The 20,218-nt window shown below is 63.6% G+C and carries 18 protein-coding genes; 12 read left to right on the top strand and 6 right to left on the bottom strand.

Annotated features, from left to right (window positions below; translation table 11 throughout):
• Positions 1-90: 90 nt before the first annotated feature.
• The 3 genes from PST29_RS29580 to PST29_RS29570 all read left to right on the top strand — a co-directional run bounded on the left by PST29_RS29580 (position 91) and on the right by PST29_RS29570 (position 3,342).
• The gene (locus tag PST29_RS29580) at positions 91-1,584 is read left to right on the top strand and encodes an aldehyde dehydrogenase (protein WP_060841711.1); all 1,494 of its coding nucleotides are present in this window, start codon (positions 91-93) and stop codon (positions 1,582-1,584) included.
• 161 nt (positions 1,585-1,745) lie between these two features.
• On the top strand, positions 1,746-2,894 hold the full coding sequence (locus PST29_RS29575; RefSeq protein ID WP_060841710.1) for an MFS transporter: 1,149 nt from the start codon (positions 1,746-1,748) through the stop codon (positions 2,892-2,894).
• Between the two features lie 34 nt (positions 2,895-2,928).
• Positions 2,929-3,342 carry a hypothetical protein gene (locus PST29_RS29570; RefSeq protein WP_148659681.1) on the top strand — a complete coding sequence of 138 codons (414 nt, stop codon included), beginning with the start codon at positions 2,929-2,931 and terminating at the stop codon, positions 3,340-3,342.
• Between the two features lie 15 nt (positions 3,343-3,357).
• Here PST29_RS29570 and PST29_RS29565 read toward each other — a convergent pair whose 3' ends face one another.
• A complete protein-coding gene (locus PST29_RS29565) occupies positions 3,358-4,923 on the bottom strand; it encodes a phospholipase D family protein (protein ID WP_060844958.1) in 1,566 nt (521 codons plus the stop codon).
• Between the two features lie 66 nt (positions 4,924-4,989).
• Positions 4,990-6,414 (bottom strand): aminotransferase-like domain-containing protein, encoded by a 1,425-nt coding sequence (locus PST29_RS29560; protein WP_060841707.1) that lies wholly within the window; start codon positions 6,412-6,414, stop codon positions 4,990-4,992.
• Between the two features lie 180 nt (positions 6,415-6,594).
• On the opposite strand from PST29_RS29560, the gene PST29_RS29555 reads away from it, so the two are divergent.
• The gene (locus PST29_RS29555) at positions 6,595-6,837 is read left to right on the top strand and encodes a DUF1127 domain-containing protein (RefSeq protein WP_060841706.1); all 243 of its coding nucleotides are present in this window, start codon (positions 6,595-6,597) and stop codon (positions 6,835-6,837) included.
• 27 nt (positions 6,838-6,864) lie between these two features.
• On the opposite strand, the gene PST29_RS29550 is transcribed toward PST29_RS29555, so the two are convergent.
• A complete protein-coding gene (locus PST29_RS29550) occupies positions 6,865-8,157 on the bottom strand; it encodes an NAD(P)/FAD-dependent oxidoreductase (RefSeq protein WP_060844957.1) in 1,293 nt (430 codons plus the stop codon).
• 148 nt (positions 8,158-8,305) lie between these two features.
• On the opposite strand from PST29_RS29550, the gene PST29_RS29545 reads away from it, so the two are divergent.
• Positions 8,306-8,659 (top strand): YkgJ family cysteine cluster protein, encoded by a 354-nt coding sequence (locus tag PST29_RS29545; protein WP_060841704.1) that lies wholly within the window; start codon positions 8,306-8,308, stop codon positions 8,657-8,659.
• 57 nt (positions 8,660-8,716) lie between these two features.
• On the opposite strand, the gene PST29_RS29540 is transcribed toward PST29_RS29545, so the two are convergent.
• Complete coding sequence (locus PST29_RS29540; protein WP_011064210.1) at positions 8,717-9,205, bottom strand: Lrp/AsnC ligand binding domain-containing protein; 489 nt, start codon at positions 9,203-9,205, stop codon at positions 8,717-8,719.
• A gap of 157 nt (positions 9,206-9,362) precedes the next feature.
• On the opposite strand from PST29_RS29540, the gene dadA reads away from it, so the two are divergent.
• From dadA to PST29_RS29510, 6 genes are all read left to right on the top strand, one after another.
• Positions 9,363-10,664 (top strand): D-amino acid dehydrogenase, encoded by a 1,302-nt coding sequence (gene dadA, locus PST29_RS29535; protein ID WP_060841703.1) that lies wholly within the window; start codon positions 9,363-9,365, stop codon positions 10,662-10,664.
• Positions 10,636-10,989 (top strand): RidA family protein, encoded by a 354-nt coding sequence (locus PST29_RS29530; RefSeq protein ID WP_060841702.1) that lies wholly within the window; start codon positions 10,636-10,638, stop codon positions 10,987-10,989. The genes dadA and PST29_RS29530 overlap by 29 nt, the downstream gene beginning before the upstream one ends.
• Positions 10,990-11,081: 92 nt before the next feature.
• Positions 11,082-12,155, top strand: a complete 1,074-nt coding sequence (gene alr, locus PST29_RS29525; protein ID WP_060841701.1) for an alanine racemase — start codon at positions 11,082-11,084, stop codon at positions 12,153-12,155.
• A 132-nt stretch (positions 12,156-12,287) separates the two neighbouring features.
• On the top strand, positions 12,288-12,836 hold the full coding sequence (locus PST29_RS29520; protein WP_015637462.1) for a cupin domain-containing protein: 549 nt from the start codon (positions 12,288-12,290) through the stop codon (positions 12,834-12,836).
• Between the two features lie 181 nt (positions 12,837-13,017).
• A complete protein-coding gene (locus PST29_RS29515) occupies positions 13,018-13,434 on the top strand; it encodes a c-type cytochrome (protein WP_011064205.1) in 417 nt (138 codons plus the stop codon).
• A gap of 136 nt (positions 13,435-13,570) precedes the next feature.
• Positions 13,571-15,502 carry an acetyl-CoA hydrolase/transferase C-terminal domain-containing protein gene (locus tag PST29_RS29510; protein ID WP_060844956.1) on the top strand — a complete coding sequence of 644 codons (1,932 nt, stop codon included), beginning with the start codon at positions 13,571-13,573 and terminating at the stop codon, positions 15,500-15,502.
• Between the two features lie 100 nt (positions 15,503-15,602).
• Here PST29_RS29510 and PST29_RS29505 read toward each other — a convergent pair whose 3' ends face one another.
• Both PST29_RS29505 and rep read right to left on the bottom strand, forming a co-directional pair.
• Positions 15,603-16,175 (bottom strand): xanthine phosphoribosyltransferase, encoded by a 573-nt coding sequence (locus PST29_RS29505; protein ID WP_016968070.1) that lies wholly within the window; start codon positions 16,173-16,175, stop codon positions 15,603-15,605.
• 55 nt (positions 16,176-16,230) lie between these two features.
• Complete coding sequence (rep, locus tag PST29_RS29500) at positions 16,231-18,240, bottom strand: DNA helicase Rep (protein ID WP_060841699.1); 2,010 nt, start codon at positions 18,238-18,240, stop codon at positions 16,231-16,233.
• A gap of 267 nt (positions 18,241-18,507) precedes the next feature.
• Between rep and PST29_RS29495 the strand changes: the two genes are divergently transcribed.
• The gene (locus PST29_RS29495; protein WP_060844955.1) at positions 18,508-20,181 is read left to right on the top strand and encodes a putative bifunctional diguanylate cyclase/phosphodiesterase; all 1,674 of its coding nucleotides are present in this window, start codon (positions 18,508-18,510) and stop codon (positions 20,179-20,181) included.
• Positions 20,182-20,218 lie beyond the last annotated feature (37 nt).

Genomic DNA, 20,218 nt, shown 5'->3' with positions numbered 1-20,218 from the left:
GGCCGAAAACAGGCTGGCCGGGCAGAATTCTTCATGAGTGCCGGCGTAGTTTGCGTGGCGCTTGTATTCAAATAAGAGGAGGACACTCGTATGACCACCCTGACTCGTGCCGACTGGGAACAACGTGCCCGCGACCTGAAAATCGAAGGCCGCGCCTACATCAACGGTGAATACACCGCAGCCGTTTCCAACGACACTTTCGAGTGCATCAGCCCGGTCGACGGCCGTGTACTGGCGAGCATTGCCAGCTGTGATGCCGTCGATGCCCAGCGCGCCGTGGACAATGCCCGCGCCACCTTCAATTCCGGCGTCTGGTCGCGCCTGGCGCCGGCCAAGCGCAAGTCCGTGATGATCCGTTTTGCCGGCCTGCTCAAGCAGCACGCCGAGGAGCTGGCGCTCCTGGAAACCCTGGACATGGGCAAGCCCATCAGCGACTCCCTGCAAATCGACGTTCCCGGCGCGGCGCAAGCCCTGAGCTGGAGCGGCGAGGCCATCGACAAGATCTACGACGAAGTGGCCGCTACCCCCCATGATCAGCTGGGTCTGGTGACCCGTGAGCCAGTGGGCGTGGTCGCGGCCATCGTGCCGTGGAACTTCCCGCTGATGATGGCCTGCTGGAAACTGGGCCCGGCGCTGTCCACCGGCAACTCGGTGATCCTCAAGCCTTCGGAAAAATCCCCGCTGACCGCCATCCGCATCGCCGCCCTGGCCGTGGAAGCCGGGATCCCGGCTGGCGTGTTCAACGTGCTGCCCGGCTACGGCCACACCGTGGGCAAGGCCCTGGCCCTGCACATGGACGTGGACACCCTGGTGTTCACCGGTTCCACCAAGATCGCCAAGCAGCTCTTGGTCTACTCCGGTGAATCCAACATGAAGCGTGTCTGGCTGGAAGCCGGTGGCAAGAGCCCGAACATCGTGTTCGCCGATGCCCCGGACCTGCAGGCCGCCGCCGAATCGGCCGCCAGCGCCATTGCCTTCAACCAGGGCGAAGTCTGCACCGCCGGTTCCCGCCTGCTGGTGGAGCGTTCCATCAAGGACAAATTCCTGCCGCTGGTGATCGAGGCCCTGAAAGCCTGGAAGCCGGGCAATCCGCTGGACCCGGCCACCAACGTCGGTGCCCTGGTGGACACCCAGCAGATGAACACCGTGCTGTCCTACATCGAGGCCGGTCATGCTGATGGCGCCAAGCTGGTGGCCGGTGGCAAGCGCACCCTGCAGGAAACCGGCGGCACCTACGTGGAGCCGACGATTTTCGATGGCGTCAGCAACGCCATGAAGATTGCCCAGGAAGAGATCTTTGGCCCGGTGCTGTCGGTGATTGCCTTCGACAGCGTGGAAGAGGCGATCCAGATCGCCAACGACACCCCTTACGGACTGGCGGCCGCCGTGTGGACCGCGAACATCTCCAAGGCCCACCAGACCGCCAAGGCCCTGCGTGCCGGCAGCGTCTGGGTCAACCAGTACGACGGCGGCGACATGACTGCGCCCTTCGGCGGCTTCAAGCAGTCGGGCAACGGTCGCGACAAGTCGTTGCATGCGTTTGACAAGTACACCGAGTTGAAAGCGACCTGGATCAAGCTCTGAGCCTTCGGGTTTGAGGTGATGCGCCCCCCGGGGGGGCGCTTTCACCGGCCAGCCGGCTTCCAGCCGCAGCCCTCGATCCACAGCGCAGCCGGACTTTCCGCCAGGGGAGTCCGGCTGTGTTGTCTGTGCCTTGCAGAACAATGATCCACAGGAGCGTGGAAATGCGTTGGGCGACCTATTTCGCCGTTTTGGCCGCTGTCCTGAGTGTCGGCCTGGCCCTGGGCGTCAGCATGCCGCTGGTGTCGTTTCGCCTGGAAAGCTGGGGTTATGGGCCCTTTGCCATTGGCGTCATGGCCTCGATGCCGGCCTTTGGCGTGTTGCTTGGGGCCAAGCTCGCCAGCCGCCTGGCGGCGCGTTTCGGCACCGCGGGCCTGATGCGCCTGTGCCTGTGGGGCGGGGCGCTGTCGATTGCATTGCTGGCGTTGTTGCCCAATTACCCGCTGTGGCTGGTGCTGCGCCTGGGCCTGGGCACGGTTCTGACCATCGTCTTCATCCTGGGTGAAAGCTGGATCAACCAGTTGGTGGTCGAGCAGTGGCGTGGGCGGCTGGTTGCGCTGTATGGCAGTTGTTATGCCTTGAGCCAGTTGGCCGGGCCCTTGCTGCTGGGAGTCCTGGGCACCGAGACCGACCACGGCTTCTGGGTCGGGGTCGGGCTGCTGGTGGTATCGCCCTTGCTGTTGATCGGCCGCAGCGGCGCACCGGTCACCGAAGCCTGCAGCGTGACCCTGGTCGACCTGGGGCGCTTTTGCCGTGGGCTGCCGGCGATCGCCTGGGCCGTGGCGCTGTTTGCCGCCTTTGAGGCGATGATCCTGACGCTGTTGCCGGTGTATTGCCTGCGCCAGGGCTTTGCCGAAGACATCGCCCTGGCGATGGTCAGTACCGTGGTCGTCGGCGATGCGGTGCTGCAACTGCCGATTGGCGCCTTGGCTGATCGCTTGTCGCGGCGCTCCCTGTTCACCGGTTGCGCGGTGGCACTGCTGTTGTCGAGCCTGGCGATTCCGCTGTTGCTCCACACGGTGCTGATCTGGCCGTTGTGGGTGCTGTTCGGTGCCAGCGCCGGGGGCTTGTTCACCCTGTCGTTGATTCTGATCGGCGAGCGTTATCGCGATGACGCCCTGGTGCGTGCCAACGCGCATGTGGCGCAGCTCTGGGGGATTGGTTGCCTGATCGGGCCGCTGGTGGCGGGGGCGGGCAGCCAGTGGGTCAGCGGCCATGCCTTGCTGTGGCTGATGGCGGCCGGGGCCCTGGGGCTGATCGTGCTGTTGCTGCGCCAGGGGGCATTGGGTGCTGCGATGCCGCAATCGGTATAGGCTTCTGGGCTGCTGGTTCAATCAGGACGCTCAGATGACGCTCAAGACAAGGATGGGGTTCGGCGCAGCGCTGTGGGTGCTGACGTTTTCGCTCGCCGGCTTCGCCGAGGCGGCGCCCAAGGGCCCGTCGGTGGAGCGGCTCAAGCAGTTGGCGCTCAAGGAGTGCCTGGACGATAACTACGAGCGTTTGCAGTTCTACAAGGCGTTCGACCTGCACGACGCGTCCTACTTCGTCGATCGGGTGCAACTGGACCACGACGGCTCCGGCCGGCGCCCCCAGGCCCTGAGCCACTTCGTCAAGCGGCAGACGGGCCACTTCCATGTCGGCGGGCCGCCGATGAAGAACGAGGCCGGTTACCCGATCAACGCGATTTTCGAGCGCTGCATGGGCTTCTATCACTCGCCGGGTCTGGAGGCTTTTATCCAGAACCAGCTGCTCAAGCGCTGACCGGCCCGCGTCGGCCTAGAGCATGCGCTCCAGGCCGACGCGGTTGCTCAGCCAGGCGTTGATGCGCCGCCACCAGTTGCCCGGTTCCCGGCTCAGGCTGTGCAACTGCTGGTTGTCTTCGGTCACCCAGATGATCTTGCCGTCCTGCAGCCTGGCCTCGTAGCTCAGGGCCGGAGCCATGCCTTGCAGGGCCAGGGCGCGCAGGTGTCCGGCCAGTTCCGGGCTGTCCACCAGGACCCCGACTTCGGTGTTCCACAGCACCGAGCGCGGGTCGAAGTTGAACGAGCCGACAAAGGATTTCTGCCGGTCGAAAATCATCGCCTTGCTGTGCAGGCTCGAGTCCGAGCCGCGCCAGGTACTGCGCAACAAATGTGGGCCGCTGCCGCCGTGGTCGCCGGGCTGGCGGCGCAATTCGAACAGCCGTACTCCGTGCTCCAGCAGGGCCTTGCGGTAAGGCGCGTAGCCGCCGTGCACCGCGGGCACGTCGGTGGCCTCCAGGGAGTTGGTCAGGAGGCTCACGTGCACCCCGGCATCGGCGCGTCCGGTGAGGTACACCAGGCCCGGCTGGCCGGGCACGAAGTAGGCCGAGACCATGATCAGCTCCTTGCTGACCCCCTTGAGCTCCGGCGCCAGCTGGGTGGTCAACAGCAGGTGCGGGTCGGGATCGCCCTTGGCCAAGACCTTGGTCGGTGCGTCCCACAGGGCCTGGTTCCAGGCCCAGATCAGCTCCTTGCGCCAGATGTCCATGCGCGGCCGGGTCTGGTAGGTCTTCAGTTGCCGGTACAGCGCCTGGTTTTGCCGGCGGTTGTCCTGCAGCGACTCCTCCAGGCGCTGGCGTGTGTTGTCCAGGGCCCTGGCCGAAGGGGCGCTGGACAGGAATTCGCCGATGGGTCGGCTCAGGGCGCTGTTCCAGTACTGGTCGAAGCTATGGCCCAGTTGCTCGGCCACCGGCCCCACGCTGAGCATGTCGATGTCGGTGAAGTTCAGGTTGGGTTCGGCATCGAAATACTCGTCCCCCAGGTTGCGCCCGCCGACGATGGCCACGCTGTTGTCCGCCAGCCACAGCTTGTTGTGCATCCGCCGGTGCTGCTGCGACAGGTTGAACAGGCGCCCCATGGCCCGGGTCAGGCCGGTGCTGCGGCCCAGGTGCAGCGGGTTGAACAGGCGGATCTGGATCTGTGGGTGGGCGGCCAGGGTGGCGATGATCTGGTCCAGGCCGTCGCTGGTGGTGTCGTCGAGCAAGATGCGCACCCGCACGCCACGGTCGGCGGCCTTGAGCAGCTCGTCCACCAGCATGCGCGTGCTGACCCCGTCGTGGACGATGTAGTACTGCAGGTCGAGGCTGCTCTGCGCGCTGCGGATCAGCTCGGCGCGGGCCATGAAGGCTTCGGTGCTGTTGGACAGCAGGCGAAAGCCCGAGCGCCCCTGGTGGGGGGCGGCCTGGGCCCGGATCGACTGGGCAAAGGTGGAGTCGCTGGCGGGCAGGGCCTGGCTGGGCTGGTAGGGCACTTCCAGGGTGGCGCAGCCGCCCAGCCCGAGGCTCAGCAGCAAAAGCCAGGTGAATGCCTGTAAACGGCTCAAGTCAGGTCATCTCGCATCACGGCACGGGTTGGCATGGGGCGGCCGGCTTCCTGCAACGGCTCGGGATCAGTCCGGGGTCTCGCTGAGCAGCTTGATGGCCGCGGCTCCGACCTTGCGTACCGCGTCTTCGATCTGCGCGGTTGGCTTGGCAGCGTAGTTCATCCGCAGGCAATTGCGGTACTTGCCCGAGGCGGAAAAGATGCTGCCCACGGCGATCTGCACGCCCTGGTCCAGCAGCACCCGATTGAGCTTCAGAGCATCAAACCCCTCGGGAAGTTCGATCCACAGCATGAAACTGCCTTGTGGGCGACTGGCGCGGGTGTCGGCGGGGAAGTAGCGGCTGACCCAGTCGAGCATCAGGTCGCGATTGCGCTGGTACTGAGTGCGCATCTTGCGCAAATGGGGCTCGAAGTGGCCACTCTTGAGAAACTCGGCGATGGCCACCTGCGGCTGCGGGGCCGTGGAGCCGGTGCTGATGTATTTCATGTGCAGCACCCGCTCCAGGTAGCGGCCGGGGGCAACCCAGCCGATGCGCAGGCCCGGGGCCAGGGTCTTGGAGAAGGAGCTGCACAACAGCACCCGGCCGTCGTCGTCGAAGGACTTGATGGTGCGCGGGCGCGGGTAGGTGTAGGCCAGCTCGCCGTACACATCGTCCTCGATGACTGCCACGTCGAAGCGCTGGGCCAGGGTCAGCAGTGCCCGCTTGCGGGACTCCGGCATGATGTAGCCCAGGGGGTTGTTGCAGTTGGGGGTCAACTGTATGGCCTTGATCGGCCACTGTTCCAGGGCCAGTTCCAGGGCTTCCAGGCTGATGCCGGTAATCGGGTCGGTGGGGATTTCCAGGGCCTTCATGCCCAGGCCCTTGAGGGTCTGCATGGCGCCGTGAAAGCTCGGCGAGTCGACGGCGATGATGTCCCCCGGCTCACAGATGGCGCGAATGCTGGTGGACAGCGCCTCGTGGCAGCCGGTGGTGATCACCAGGTCACCGGCCCCCAGCTGGCAGCCGGAATCGAGCATCAGCCGCGCCACCTGCTCGCGCAGCTCAAGCACGCCGTAGATGTTGTCGTAGTGCAGGCCGGGCATGTCCTGGCGCCGGCTGAGGCGGGCCAGGGCTCGCAGCAGGGGCTTCATGGTCGGCGTGGTGATGTCCGGCATGCCGCGGCCCAACTGCACCACGTCCTTGCGCGGTACGGCGCGGATCAGCTCCAGGACCTGGTCCCATTGAGAGATTTCCACCGGCCTTTGCGCCGGACGCCCGACCGCCGGCAAGGCGGGCAGCTCGCGACTGGGGGGGACGAAGTACCCGGACTTGGGCTTGGGCATCGCCAGCCCGTTGTCCTCCAGCAAGCGATAGGCCTGCTGCACGGTGCTCAGGCTGACCCCATGCTCGACGCTCAGGGCGCGTACCGAGGGCAGGCGATCTCCCGGGCGGTAGAAGCCCTGTTCGATGCGGGTGCCCAGGAGTTCGGCGAGGTTCACATAGAGGGTCATGGCGTGGGCTCGAGGTGACGGTGGCAGAGAACCAGTACAGATGGGGCGAAAATACAGGATTCAGCGCCATTTTTGGCAAAACTGTATGGAGTTAATACCGCTGTTTTGAGTCTGTAATGGTTTTGTGGCGCCACGCATCATGTCTGCTCATGGCAATTTGAGCAAACAGGAGCAATGCAAATGAACGGCTTGAGCGATGTGCGGCTGTCGTTACGCGGTCAGGAGCTGGAGGCGGAGCAGGAATGGTCGGCGGCGACTCTGCCGCGCCGCGCGCCGCCGGGCTTGAGCACCTGGGGGCTGTACTGGCATCGGCTGCGCACCCGCAAGGCGTTGCTGGAGCTGAGCGCCGAGCAGTTGCGTGATGTCGGACTCAGCCCCGAGCAGGCGCGGGCCGAGGGCCTCAAGCCGTTCTGGCGTCTGTGACCGCCGGCGACTGGCTGGGGCTGGGCGTCAGACCAGCTCCTTCAGGCGATGCCAGAGCATGCCCAGGGCCAGCAGGGGCGAGCGCAGGTGCTTGCCGCCGGGGAAGGTGATGTGCGGCACCTTGGCGAACAGATCGAAGCCCCCGCCGTGCTGGCCGCTGATGGCTTCGCCCAGCAGTTTGCCCGCCAGGTGCGTGGCATTCAGGCCGTGACCGGAATAGGCCTGGGCGTAATACACATTGGGCTGGTCCTTGAGCCGGCCGATCTGCGGCAGGCGGTTGGCGCCGATGCCGATCATGCCGCCCCATTGGTAGTCGATCTTCACTGCGGCCAGTTGCGGGAACACGTCCAGCATCTTGGGCCGCATGTAGGCGGCAATGTCCTTGGGGTCGCGTCCCGAGTAGTGGCAGGCACCACCGAACAGCAGTCGGCGGTCGGCCGAGAGCCGGTAGTAGTCCAGGGCCACGCGCTGGTCGCAGACCGCCATGTTCTGTGGCAGCAGTTCCCGGGCCTGGGCCGGGCTCAAGGGCTCGGTGGCGATGATGTAGCTGCCGGCCGGCAGGACCTTGCCCCCCAGCTCCGGGTTGAGGTCGTTGAGGTAGGCGTTGCAGCCCAGGACCAGGGTCTTGGCGCGGACCGTGCCTTGGGCGCTGTGCACCTTGACCTCGGGGCCGTAGTCGATGCGGGTGACGGACGAATGCTCGAACAGTTGCACGCCCATCTGCTGCGCCGCCCGGGCTTCGCCCAGGGCCAGGTTGAGCGGGTGCAGATGGCCCGAGCCCATGTCGATCAGGCCGCCAACGTAGCGCTTGGAGCCCACCACGCTGTGCATCTCATCGGCTTGCAACAGGCGGGTTTCATGGCGATAGCCCAGGCTGCGCAGCTCTTCGGCATCTGCGGCGAAGCCTTCAAGGTCCGCCGGCTTGTTGGCCAGGTCGCAGTAGCCCCAGGTCAGGTCGCAGGGGATCTGCAGGCGCTCGATGCGCAGGCGGACGATGTCCACCGCTTCCAGCCCCATGAGCTTCATCTGTCGCACACCGTCGCTGCCGATCACCTTGGTGAACTGCTCGAGGCCGTGGCCGACCCCGCGGATCAGTTGCCCGCCGTTGCGTCCACTGGCGCCCCAGCCGATCTTGCGGGCCTCCAGCAGGACCACGCTGAACCCGCGTTCGGCCAGTTCCAGTGCGGTATTGAGCCCGGAGAACCCGCCGCCGACCACGCATACGTCCGCCGTCAGCTCGCCCGCCAACACCGGATAGTCGGGCTGCGGCAGGCTGCTGGCGGCGTAGTAGGAAGCGGCGTGCTGAGGGCTGGCGGGCATGGAAAGCGTCCTGATTGTGGCGTCTGGAAAAATGCACGGAGCATAAGCCGGGGCTTTCCGTTGCGGCAACCGCGGGACGCCCGGCCCTGTCTGCTGCGGGGCATTTGAGGCAGAATCCCCGGCTATTCCTGTCCCGGTAGCCTTTTTCATGAGCTGTAACCGTCAAATCGTCCGCAGCCTGCGTCAGCAGATTCCCTCTTTCGAGTGCGTTCCCGGTTGTCACGACTGCTGCGGCCCGGTGACCACCTCGCCAGAGGAAATGTCCCGACTGCCGCGCAAGACCGCCGCCGAGCAGGAGGCTGCCATGGACGAGCTCAACTGTGTGCACCTGGGACCCGATGGTTGCACGGTGTATGACGAGCGTCCGCTGATCTGCCGTCTGTTCGGCACTACGCCGAGCCTGCCGTGCCCCAACGGTCGGCGCCCGGTGGAGATGATCCACCCTCGGGTCGAGAAGCAGATCCACGCCTACATGGCTGGCAATCGCCAGGTCCTGGTCTAGCCGCTCGCACTCCGTAGGAGCCGGCTTGCCGGCGACAGCGCCTGGCGCCGCCTCGACTCAGTCCGGAATCGGCAGGCTCAGGCTCTCCTTCACTTCTTCCATGACGATGTAGCTCTTGGATTCGCGCACGTGGGGCAGCTTGAGCAGGATGTCCCCCAGCAGCTTGCGATAGGACGCCATCTCCGAGATCCGCGCCTTGACCAGGTAGTCGAAGTCGCCGGAGACCAGATGGCACTCCAGCACGTGGGGCAGCTTCAGCACCGCCCGGCGAAACTCCTCGAAGGTATCGCCGGACTTGTAGTCCAGGCTGATCTCGACAAACACCAGCAGGCTGCCCTTGAGGTGCTGCGGGTTGAGGCGGGCGTTGTAGCCCATGATGATTCCCTCGCGCTCCAGGCGCCGCACTCGCTCGGTGCAGGGGGTGGTGGACAGTCCGACCCGCTCTCCGAGCTCGGTGAAGGAAATGCGTCCATCGGCCTGGAGAATCCGCAGGATATTGCGATCTATCTTGTCCAGGGCACGACGAGTCTGATGATTGGTGCGCATAGGGGATGCCCCTCCGTGAAAAGCGATATTGCCGAGAATTCTCGCCAAATATAGGCGGTTATATAGTGAAAATCACTGCTCAATGTTTCTTACACTGCGCCCATCTGTGCTCTGAATAACAAACGTCAGCGGTCATGCCGCGATGAGGGAAATGAAAATGCGCGTTCTGGTCTTGGGCAGTGGCGTTATCGGAACTACCAGTGCCTATTACCTGGCCCGGGCCGGGTTTGAAGTGACCGTGGTGGACCGCCAGCCGGCTGCAGCCATGGAAACCAGTTTCGCCAACGCCGGCCAGGTATCGCCTGGCTATGCTTCGCCCTGGGCTGCCCCGGGCGTACCGCTCAAGGCCATCAAGTGGCTGCTGCAACGCCACGCGCCGCTGGCGATCAAGGCCACCGCCGATATCGATCAATACCTGTGGATGGCGCAGATGCTGCGCAACTGCACCGCCAGCCGCTATGCAGTGAACAAAGAGCGCATGGTGCGTCTGTCCGAGTACAGCCGCGACTGCCTCGACGAACTGCGGGCGGAAACCGGCATCGCCTACGAAGGCCGCAGCCTGGGCACCACCCAGCTGTTCCGTACCCAGGCGCAACTGGATGGCGCAGCCAAGGACATCGCCGTCCTCAAGGAGTCCGGCGTGCCGTTCGAGTTGCTGGATCGTGACGGCATTGCCCGGGTCGAACCGGCCCTGGCCAGCGTCACCGATATCCTTGCCGGCGCCTTGCGCCTGCCCAACGACCAGACCGGCGACTGCCAGATGTTCACCACGCGCCTGGCGGAAATGGCCAGCAAACTGGGTGTGGAATTCCGTTTTGGCCAGGACATCCAGCGCCTCGACTTCGCCGGTGACCGGATCAACGGCGTGTGGATCGACGGCAAGCTGGAAACCGCCGACCGCTACGTGCTGGCCCTGGGCAGCTACTCGCCGCAACTGCTCAAGCCGCTGGGCATCAAGGCTCCGGTGTATCCGCTCAAGGGCTATTCCCTGACCGTGCCGATCACCAATCCGGCCATGGCCCCGACGTCGACCATCCTCGACGAGACCTACAAGGTCGCGATCACCCGTTTCGACAACCGCATCCGTGTTGGCGGCATGGCTGAGATCGCCGGTTTTGACCTGTCGCTGAACCCGCGCCGGCGTGAAACGCTGGAGATGATCGTCAACGATCTCTATCCTCAGGGCGGCAATCTGGCCGAGGCCAGTTTCTGGACCGGCCTGCGTCCGACCACGCCGGACGGCACGCCGATTGTTGGCGCGACGCCGTTCAAGAACCTGTTCCTCAATACCGGTCACGGCACCCTTGGCTGGACCATGGCTTGCGGTTCCGGTCGTTTGCTGGCGGATCTGATGGCCAAGAAAAAGCCGCAGATCAGCGCCGAAGGCCTCGATATTTCCCGTTATGGCAACCCTCAGGAGTCAGCTAAACATGTCAATCCAGCGCCAGCTCACCAATGAGCGCATGAGCCAGATCGTCGTTCACGGCGGTACGGTGTATCTGTCCGGGCAGGTCGGCGATGACATGAGTGCCGGGATCGAACAGCAAACCCGGGAAACCCTGGCCAACATCGAGCGTCTGCTGGACCTGGCGGGCACCGACAAGAGCAAGCTGCTGTCGGTGACCATCTACCTCAAGGACATCGATGCCCACTTCGCGGGCATGAACAGTGTCTGGGACCAGTGGCTGCCAAAAGGCGTGGCCCCGGCCCGGGCCACTGTGGAGGCCAAGCTCTGCGAGCCGGAAATCCTCATCGAGCTTTCCGTGGTGGCCGCTCTGCCTTAAGCGACAAGATCCCTCTCCCGGTGCCGGTGGCGGCCAGCCGTCATCCAGCACCGGTTTTTTATTCCCCCATGACCGCCTAGAAGTCTGCCGCCATGCGTCCTGCCCGTGCCCTGATCGATCTCCAAGCCCTGCGTCACAACTACCAACTGGCCCGTGAAGTCTCGGGTGTCCGCGCCCTTGCGGTGATCAAGGCCGATGCCTACGGTCATGGCGCGGTGCGTTGCGCCCAGGCGCTGGAGGCCGAGGCCGACGGCTTTGCCGTGGCCTGCATCGAAGAAGCCCTGGAACTGCGCGCCGCCGGTATTCGTGCGCCGATCCTGCTGCTGGAAGGTTTCTTTGAACCCTGCGAGCTGGCGCTGATTGTCGAGCATGATTTCTGGTGCGTGGTGCATTCCCTGTGGCAGCTGGAAGCGATCGAGCAGACAGCCGTGGCCAAGCCGCTGACGGTCTGGCTCAAGCTGGATTCGGGCATGCACCGGGTCGGCCTGCATCCCAAGGATTATCAGGCGGCCTATCAGCGCCTGCAGGCCAGCGGCAAGGTCGAGAAGATTGTGCTGATGAGCCACTTCGCCCGCGCGGACGAGCTGGACTGCCCGCGCAGCAGCGAGCAGGTCGCGGTCTTCGAGGCGGCTCGTCAGGGCCTGGGGGCTGAAATCAGCTTGCGCAACTCGCCGGCGGTCATGGGCTGGCCGAGCGTGCCCAGTGACTGGGTGCGTCCCGGCATCATGCTTTATGGCTCTACGCCGTTCGAAGAAAACAACTCCGTGGCCGAGCGGCTGCAGCCGGTCATGACCCTGGAATCCAAGGTGATCTGCGTGCGTGAACTGCCCGCCGGCGAGCCAGTGGGCTACGGCGCCAAGTTCGTCACCGACAAGCCGATGCGCGTCGGCGTGGTCGCCATGGGGTACGCCGACGGCTATCCGCGCCATGCGCCGACCGGCACGCCGGTGCTGGTGGAAGGCCAGCGCAGCCGCCTGCTGGGGCGCGTCTCCATGGACATGCTGTGTATCGACCTGACGGATGTGCCGCAGGCCGGGTTGGGTTCCAGGGTGGAGTTGTGGGGCAAGAACATCCTCGCCAGCGAGGTCGCACTGGCCGCCGGGACCATTCCTTATCAGCTGTTTTGCAACCTGCGCCGGGTGCCCCTGGTGTACTGCGAAGGCTGAGATTACGCGGCCTGTACCGAAAGTCGCCTGCCTTTGGGGGAATCGGGACCAAGTGTTGTAAATACTGAACGCTGTCGCCATGATAACGCTCAATTACAACAACGCCTGATTCCCGCCTAGGAGGCTGCCGCATTGGACGTCGGTGAACGACTGCAATCCATCCGTAAACTGAAAGGTCTTTCCCAGCGTGAGCTCGCCAAGCGTGCGGGCGTCACCAACAGCACCATTTCAATGATCGAAAAGAACAGCGTCAGTCCTTCGATCAGCTCGCTGCGAAAGGTGCTGGGTGGCATTCCCATGTCCATGGTCGAGTTCTTTTCCGAGGAAATCCTCCAGGAAACGCCTTCTCAGATCGTCTACAAGGCTCATGAACTGATCGACATCTCCGATGGCGCGGTCACCATGAAGCTGGTGGGCCGGGCTCATCCGAGCCGTGCCATTGCCTTCCTCAATGAAATCTATCCGCCAGGTGCCGACACCGGCGAAGAGATGCTCACCCACGACGGCGAGGAAACCGGCATTCTTCTCGAAGGTCGCCTGGAGCTGGTGGTAGGGCTGGAAACTTTTGTCCTCGAAGCCGGTGACAGCTACTACTTTGAGAGTACGAAGCCACATCGTTTCCGCAATCCGTTCGATGTTCCGGCGCGACTAATCAGCGCAGCCACTCCGGCGAACTTCTAGCTCAAGAGGCGTCCTGCAAGGCTTGCCATGAAGCCCCAGCGACATTTTGCCGCGAATAAGACCCCTTCGACTTTGGGGTTGTTTCAGTGTGGCGGGCTAACCGTTATACTTTCGCCCGCCTGCGAAACCGTGGCCGCAGGCGTGACTAGCCACCATTGAGGGTGTACGCGTGAACCTAATTATGAAAATGCTGGCCGCACCAGCAACCGTATTGGCCCTTTGGGCAGTCAGCGCTCAAGCTGCGACTAATGACGACATTGCCAAGCGTCTTGAGCCTGTCGGCCAGGTCTGCGTCCAGGGGCAGGAATGCAAGGGTATGGAAGTGGCCGCCTCTGCGGGCGGCGGCGGTGGCGCGAAGTCCCCGGATGACGTGATTGCCAAACACTGCAACGCTTGCCATGGCACTGGCCTGTTGGGCGCACCGAAAATCGGTGACACCGCGGCCTGGAAAGAGCGCGCCGATCACCAGGGCGGCCTCGACGGCATCCTGGCCAAGGCCATCACCGGTATCAACGCCATGCCGCCTAAAGGCACTTGCGCCGATTGCTCCGATGACGAGCTCAAAGGCGCAATCCAGAAGATGTCCGGTTTGAAATAAGCCGCCATCTGCAGCGAAAAAGCCGCTTACGAGCGGCTTTTTTGTGGGCGCAATTCGCCCGGCGCACTGTTCAACGCAGCAAACTCCCGGCAAGCTCGGTCCAACCTCAATACATGGACGGTCCCTGGAGGGTCAGATGCTGCAATCCTGTTCTATCGAGCATGCGGTGGATGAAGTGCTTGCCCGTTTGCCGCAACACATTCACCTGGGCATGCCCCTGGGCCTGGGCAAACCCAATCGTTTCGCCAACGCCCTGTACCGGCGCATTGCCCAGTTGCCGGAACGCCAACTGACGATCTACACCGCCCTGAGCCTGGGTCGGCCGTCCCTGGGCGACGGTTTGCAGAAGCGCTTTCTCGAGCCTTTTGTCGAGCGGGTGTTCGGCGATTACCCGGAACTGGACTTCCTCGCCGATCTGCATCGCGACCGCCTGCCGCCGAATATCCGTGTCCAGCAGTTCTTCATGCAGCCCGGCAGCCTTTTGCACAGCGACTCGGCGCAGCAGGACTATGTCAGCAGCAACTACAGCCACGCCGCCCGCGACATCAATGCCGCCGGCCTGAACCTGGTGGCGCAACTGCTGGCCCGTGATCCGCACCACCCCGAACGCCTGAGCCTGAGCTGCAACCCGGACATCACCCTCGACTTGCTGCCGATGATTGCCAAGCGCCGTGCGGCGGGGGAAACCATCCTGATCCTCGGCCAGGTCCACAGCGACCTGCCTTACATGCCGGGGGACTCCGAAATCGACGCCGCGGACCTCGACCTGCTGATCGATGACGAAGAACGCAGCACCCTGTTCTCCACGCCCAACATGCCGGTGGGCATTCAGGATCATTGCATCGGTCTGCATGCCAGCACCCTGGTGCGCGACGGTGGCACCTTGCAGATCGGCATTGGCTCCATGGGTGATGCGCTGACCGCAGCCTTGCTGGCGCGGCAGGCCGACAACCAAGGGTATCGCGCCCTGCTGGCGGATCTGCAGGTGGACCATTGGCAGGCGCTGATCGACCGCGAAGGCGGCGTCCAGCCCTTTGCCCAGGGGCTCTATGGTTGCAGCGAAATGTTCGTCAACGGCCTGCTGGCCCTGGCGGATGCCGGGGTTGTGCGGCGCAAGGTCTACCCGACGCTGGAGCTGCAACGGCAAGCCAACGCCGGCACTCTGGATCCGACGGCCGCGCCTGGCGGGGTGTCGATCCACGGCGGATTCTTCCTCGGGCCGCGCAGTTTCTATCAGCGTCTGCGGGAACTGCCCAAGTCCAAGCTGGCGGAGTTCAACATGACCGCCATCAGCTTCATCAACGAGCTGTATGGCCATGAAGAGCTCAAGCGCCTGCAACGCCGGGATGCGCGGTTTATCAACAGTGCCTTCACCATGACCCTGATGGGCGCCGCCGTGTCCGATCAGTTGCAGGGCGGGAAGGTGCTCAGTGGCGTGGGTGGGCAGTACAACTTCGTTGCCCAGGGCCATGCCCTGGCGGATGCTCGCTCGGTGCTGATTCTGCGCAGCTGGCGCGAGTCGGCGGGGGAGGTGAGCTCAAACATCGTCTGGGAGTACGGCCATTGCACCATCCCCCGTCATCTGCGGGACATCGTGATCACCGAGTACGGCATCGCCGACCTGCGAGGCAAGACGGATGCGAAGGTGATCGAGGCGCTGCTCAATATCAGCGATTCACGCTTTCAGCCTGGGTTGCTGGAGCAGGCGCAGAAAGCCGGAAAGCTGCCGAAGGATTTTCGTCTGGATCCGCGTTTTACCGACAACAGCCCACAGAGTCTGCAGAGGATTCAGGCGCGTCATCGCCACCTGTTTCCGGAGTATCCGTTGGGCAGCGATTTCAGCGACGAGGAGCGTGATCTGCTGCGGGCGCTGAACTGGCTCAAGAGCAAGTTCAAGCTCAGCGAGATCCTCGAACTGGGCAAGGCGGCACTCGATGCGCCGGAGCCTGAGGCCTTTGCGGCGCACCTTGAGCGCATGGGGCTGGAGCAGCCCGATGGGCTGCGCGAGGAGCTGTATCAGCGCTTCCTGCTGGCCGGTCTGCAGGCCACTTCGCCAACGCTGTCGTAGGAGCCGGCTTGCCTTAAGTCTTGCATTGCTCTCAAGGGCGTCTTCGCTGGCAAGCCAGTTCCTACACAAGCCAGCCTCTACGCAAGGCTGGCGGGCGAGTTTACTCGATGAAGGTGACCACGCCGCCGGCCAGGGATTTGACCCGGGCCAGGGATTCCACGCGGTAGCCCTGGGCGTCCAGTTCGGCGCGGCCGCCCTGGAAGGACTTCTCGATGACGATGCCCAGGCCGGCCACGGTGGCGCCGGCCTGCTTGATGATCGAGATCAGCGCCTGGGACGCCTTACCGTTGGCCAGGAAGTCGTCGATGATCAGCACGCGGTCGCTGCTGGTCAGGTGCCGTGGCGAGATGGCCACGGTGCTTTCCACCTGCTTGGTGAAGGAGTACACGGTGGCCGACAGCAGGTTCTCGGTCAGGGTCAGGGACTGGTGCTTGCGGGCGAAGATCACCGGCACGCCCAGATTGAGGCCGGTCATGATGGCCGGGGCAATCCCCGAGGCTTCGATGGTGACGATCTTGGTGATGCCCGAATCCTTGAACAGCGTGGCGAATTCGTCGCCGATCAGCTTCATCAACTGCGGATCGATCTGATGGTTCAGAAAGGCGTCGACTTTCAGTACTTGATCGGAAAGCACGATGCCTTCTTCGCGAATTTTCTTGTGCAGTGCTTCCACGGAGCTTCCTCAAATAGCGCCAATTGCGCCAAAGGTCAGTTAAAAATAGTCGATTTTAGCGCTTTAACATCGCGCGTATATCCGCCAAAGCGCTATTGCCGCGAACGGCTTTGACTTCGGTCGGCGTGTCGTCGTTGCCTTCCCAGGCGAGATCGTCCGGGGGCAGTTCATCGAGGAAGCGGCTGGGCGCGCAGTCGATGATTTCACCGTATTGCTTGCGCTTGGCGGCAAAGGTGAAGGCCAGGGTCTGGCGGGCGCGGGTGATGCCCACGTAGGCCAGGCGGCGTTCTTCCTCGATGGTGTCGGCTTCGATGCTGGAGCGGTGGGGAAGGATTTCCTCTTCCATGCCCATGATGAACACGTAGGGAAACTCCAGGCCCTTGGAGGCATGCAAGGTCATCATCTGAACACCCTCGGCGCCTTCTTCCTCTTCCTGCTGGCGTTCCAGCATGTCCCGCAGGACCAGCTTGCCGATGGCGTCCTCGACGGTCATTTCGCCGTCTTCGTCTTTTTCCAGGGTGTTCTTCAAGGCCTCGATCAGGAACCAGACGTTGCCCATCCGGTAGTCCGCGGCTTTGTCGCTGGAGCTGTTGGTGCGCAGCCAGTTCTCGTAGTCGATGTCCATGACCATGCTGCGCAGGGCGGAGATCGGGTCTTCGCCGGCGCATTGTTCACGGACCCGGTCCATGAAGCGCTTGAAGCGCGCCAGGCGATCGGTAAAGCGGCTGTCCAGGTGTTCGCCCAGGCCGATCTCGTCGGTGGCGGCGTACATCGAGATCTTGCGTTCGGTGGCGTAGTTGCCGAGTTTTTCCAGGGTCGTGGAGCCGATTTCCCGGCGCGGCACGTTGATCACCCGCAGGAAGGCGTTGTCATCGTCCGGGTTCACGATCAGGCGGAAGTAGGCCATCAGGTCCTTGACTTCCTGGCGTCCGAAGAAGCTGTTGCCGCCGGACAGGCGATAGGGCACCTGATGGTGCTGCAGCTTGAGTTCGATCAGCTTGGCCTGGTAGTTGCCCCGGTAAAGGATGGCGAAATCGCTGTAGGGCCGGTCGGTGCGCAGGTGCAGGCTGAGGATCTCCATGGCCACTCGCTCGGCCTCGGCATCTTCGTTGCGGCAGCGGATCACGCGGATCTCGTCGCCGTGGCCCATCTCGCTCCACAGCTGCTTTTCGAACTCGTGGGGGTTGTTGGAGATCAGCACGTTGGCGCAGCGCAGGATGCGGCTGGTGGAGCGGTAGTTCTGCTCCAGCATCACCACCTTCAGCGACGGGTAGTCGTCCTTGAGCAGCATCAGGTTTTCCGGCCGCGCGCCGCGCCAGGCGTAGATCGACTGGTCGTCGTCGCCCACCACGGTGAACTGGTTGCGCTTGCCGATGAGCATTTTCACCAGCAGGTACTGGCTGGCGTTGGTGTCCTGGTATTCGTCCACCAGCAGGTAGCGCACCTTGTTCTGCCATTTCTCCAGGATGTCGGCGTGTTCTTCGAACAGCTTCACCGGCAGCAGGATCAGGTCGTCGAAGTCCACCGCGTTGAACGCCTTGAGCGTGCGCTGGTAGTGGGTGTAGACGATGGCTGCGGTCTGTTCCTTGGGGTTGCGGGCATTCTCCAGGGCTTGGGCCGGCAGGATCAGGTCGTTCTTCCACGCGCCGATCATGTTCTTGATCTCGTCGACGCCGTCGTCCCCGGAGTACTCCTTCTGCATGATGTCGGTCATCAGGGCCTTGACGTCGGTTTCGTCGAAGATCGAGAAGCCCGGCTTGTAGCCCAGCCGCGCATGCTCCTTGCGGATGATGTTCAGGCCCAAGTTGTGGAAGGTCGACACCGTGAGGCCGCGGCCTTCGCCGGCGCGCAGCAGGGTGCCGACCCGTTCCTTCATTTCTCGCGCGGCCTTGTTGGTAAAGGTCATGGCGACAATGTACTGGGCGCGGATACCGCAGTTCTGGATCAGGTGCGCGATCTTGCGGGTGATCACGCTGGTCTTGCCGGAGCCTGCACCGGCGAGCACCAAAAGAGGGCCGCCGACATAGTTCACGGCTTCTTGCTGCCGGGGATTGAGTCGGGACATGACAGTAAAAGGAGATCGGTTGCGAAAAGGGCGGGCATTTTAACAGGCTGGACGGATTCTGCTGCTGTCTCCGACTTGTGACGCACAACGCGATCTAAATTTGCCGGTTTTGATACTTTCCCTCAGGATGCTCGCTGAATATGCGCCTAATGTTCGAGTTAGAGCGGTACAAGAAATTGCGCATGATAATCAATATCATTTGTTATTGTTTATTCGCGCGCCATAATGCCCGCCGCCAACTTATTTTGCAGAGTCTAGGGAGCTAGCTTGTCTAAGCCTGTCGAACCCTTGCGTTTGCTGCTACTGGCCGAAGAGCCTGTGTGGACAGCGTTGTTGCGCGAGTGTGTCGCTCCGTTGGGAGACTCGGTGGTATTGATCAGCGCTCCCAGCTGGGAGTCGGTCAGCCGTTTGTTTGAAGACGACCGCAATGCGGTCTTGTTGACCATTGCCCAACTGCAGCCCGGCCCCGGGCGTTGCAGCCTGCCGACCATTCTGTTGCTGGACCAGGAGCCCGAAGTGGCCCCGGTGGGCGTCAGCGATTGGTTGGTGGGTTCCTGCCTGAGCACCGATGCCTTGCGCCGCTGCCTGCGCCACGTGCGCGAGCGCGGCGTGCTGGAAACCACCCTGCAGCGCCTGGCCGAGCAGGACCCCCTGACCGGCATCGCCAACCGCCAGGGCTTCCAGACCCTGCTGGCCGCACGCCTGGCGGAAAACGACGGTCGCGGCCTGGCCCTGGGGCATCTGGACCTGGACAACTTTCGCCACGCCAACGATGCCCTCGGTCATCAGGCCGGTGACCGCCTGATCCTGCAGGTGGTGTCGCGGCTCAAGAGCCAATTGGAGGCCGGTGATCAACTGGCCCGTCTGGGCAGCGACGAATTCGCCTTGCTCATCGACACCCGCCGCGCTCCCCAGCGTGCCGAGTGGATGGCCGAGCGCATCACCGAAGCCATGGCCGAACCCTACTGGGTCGACGGTGAAAGCCTGTTGATCGGCTGCAGCCTGGGGATTGCCCATGCCCGGGCCAATGCCGGCGCCGACCCGCTGATGTGGCATGCGCACATCGCCATGCAGCAGGCCAAGAGCACCCAGGGCTGCACCTTTCACATCTTCAACGAGCGGATCAACCGCAATGCCCGCAGCCTCGCCGACCTGGAAAGCGAACTGCGCCGGGCCCTGCGCCGTGACGAGCTGGAGCTGCACTACCAGCCCCGGTTGAACCTGCACGATGGCAAGATCGTCGGCCTCGAAGCTCTGGTGCGCTGGCGCCACGGCGAGCGCGGCTTGCTGCCCCCCAGCGAGTTCGTGCCGCTGGCCGAGCAGAGCGGGCTGATCGTGCCCCTGGGCTATTGGGTGATTTCCCGGGCCCTGCGCGACATGCAGGCCCTGCGCGAGCGCGGGCTGCCGCCGCTGCACATGGCGGTCAACCTGTCGTTCCGCCAGTTCCAGGACAGTCAGTTGCTGTCGACCCTGAGCCGGCTGATTGCCGAACGCGGCGTCGAGGCGCAGTGGCTGGAGTTCGAACTGACGGAAACCGCAGTGATGCGCCGCAGCGATCTGGTGAAGCAGACCATGGATGCCCTCGGGCGCCTGGGGGTGCGTTTTTCCCTGGACGACTTCGGCACCGGGTTTTCCTCCTTCGTCCACCTCAACAGCCTGCCGATCACGCTGCTCAAGGTCGACCGGAGCTTTGTCGGCGGCATGGAGCAGCGGGAGGAGAACCGCAAGCTGGTACACGCCATGATCAACCTGGCCCACAACCTCAACCTGGATGTGGTGGCCGAAGGGGTGGAAACCGCAGAGCAACTGGCGCTGCTGCGGGGCTTTGGCTGCGATCAGGTCCAGGGCTACCTGATCAGCAAGCCGTTGCCCCTGGCGCAACTGATGGATTACCTGACCTTCGGCAGCAGCCAGCAGTCGTTGCGGGACGGCAGGGCCTGAGGCGCCGCTTCACCGCCATGGCCGGCGGTGCGCGGCG

This window comes from Pseudomonas sp. St29 (assembly GCF_001547915.1).
Taxonomy (GTDB): domain Bacteria; phylum Pseudomonadota; class Gammaproteobacteria; order Pseudomonadales; family Pseudomonadaceae; genus Aquipseudomonas.
Note: the sequence above shows the minus strand (reverse complement) of the source record. Positions and strands in the feature narration are given on the sequence as shown.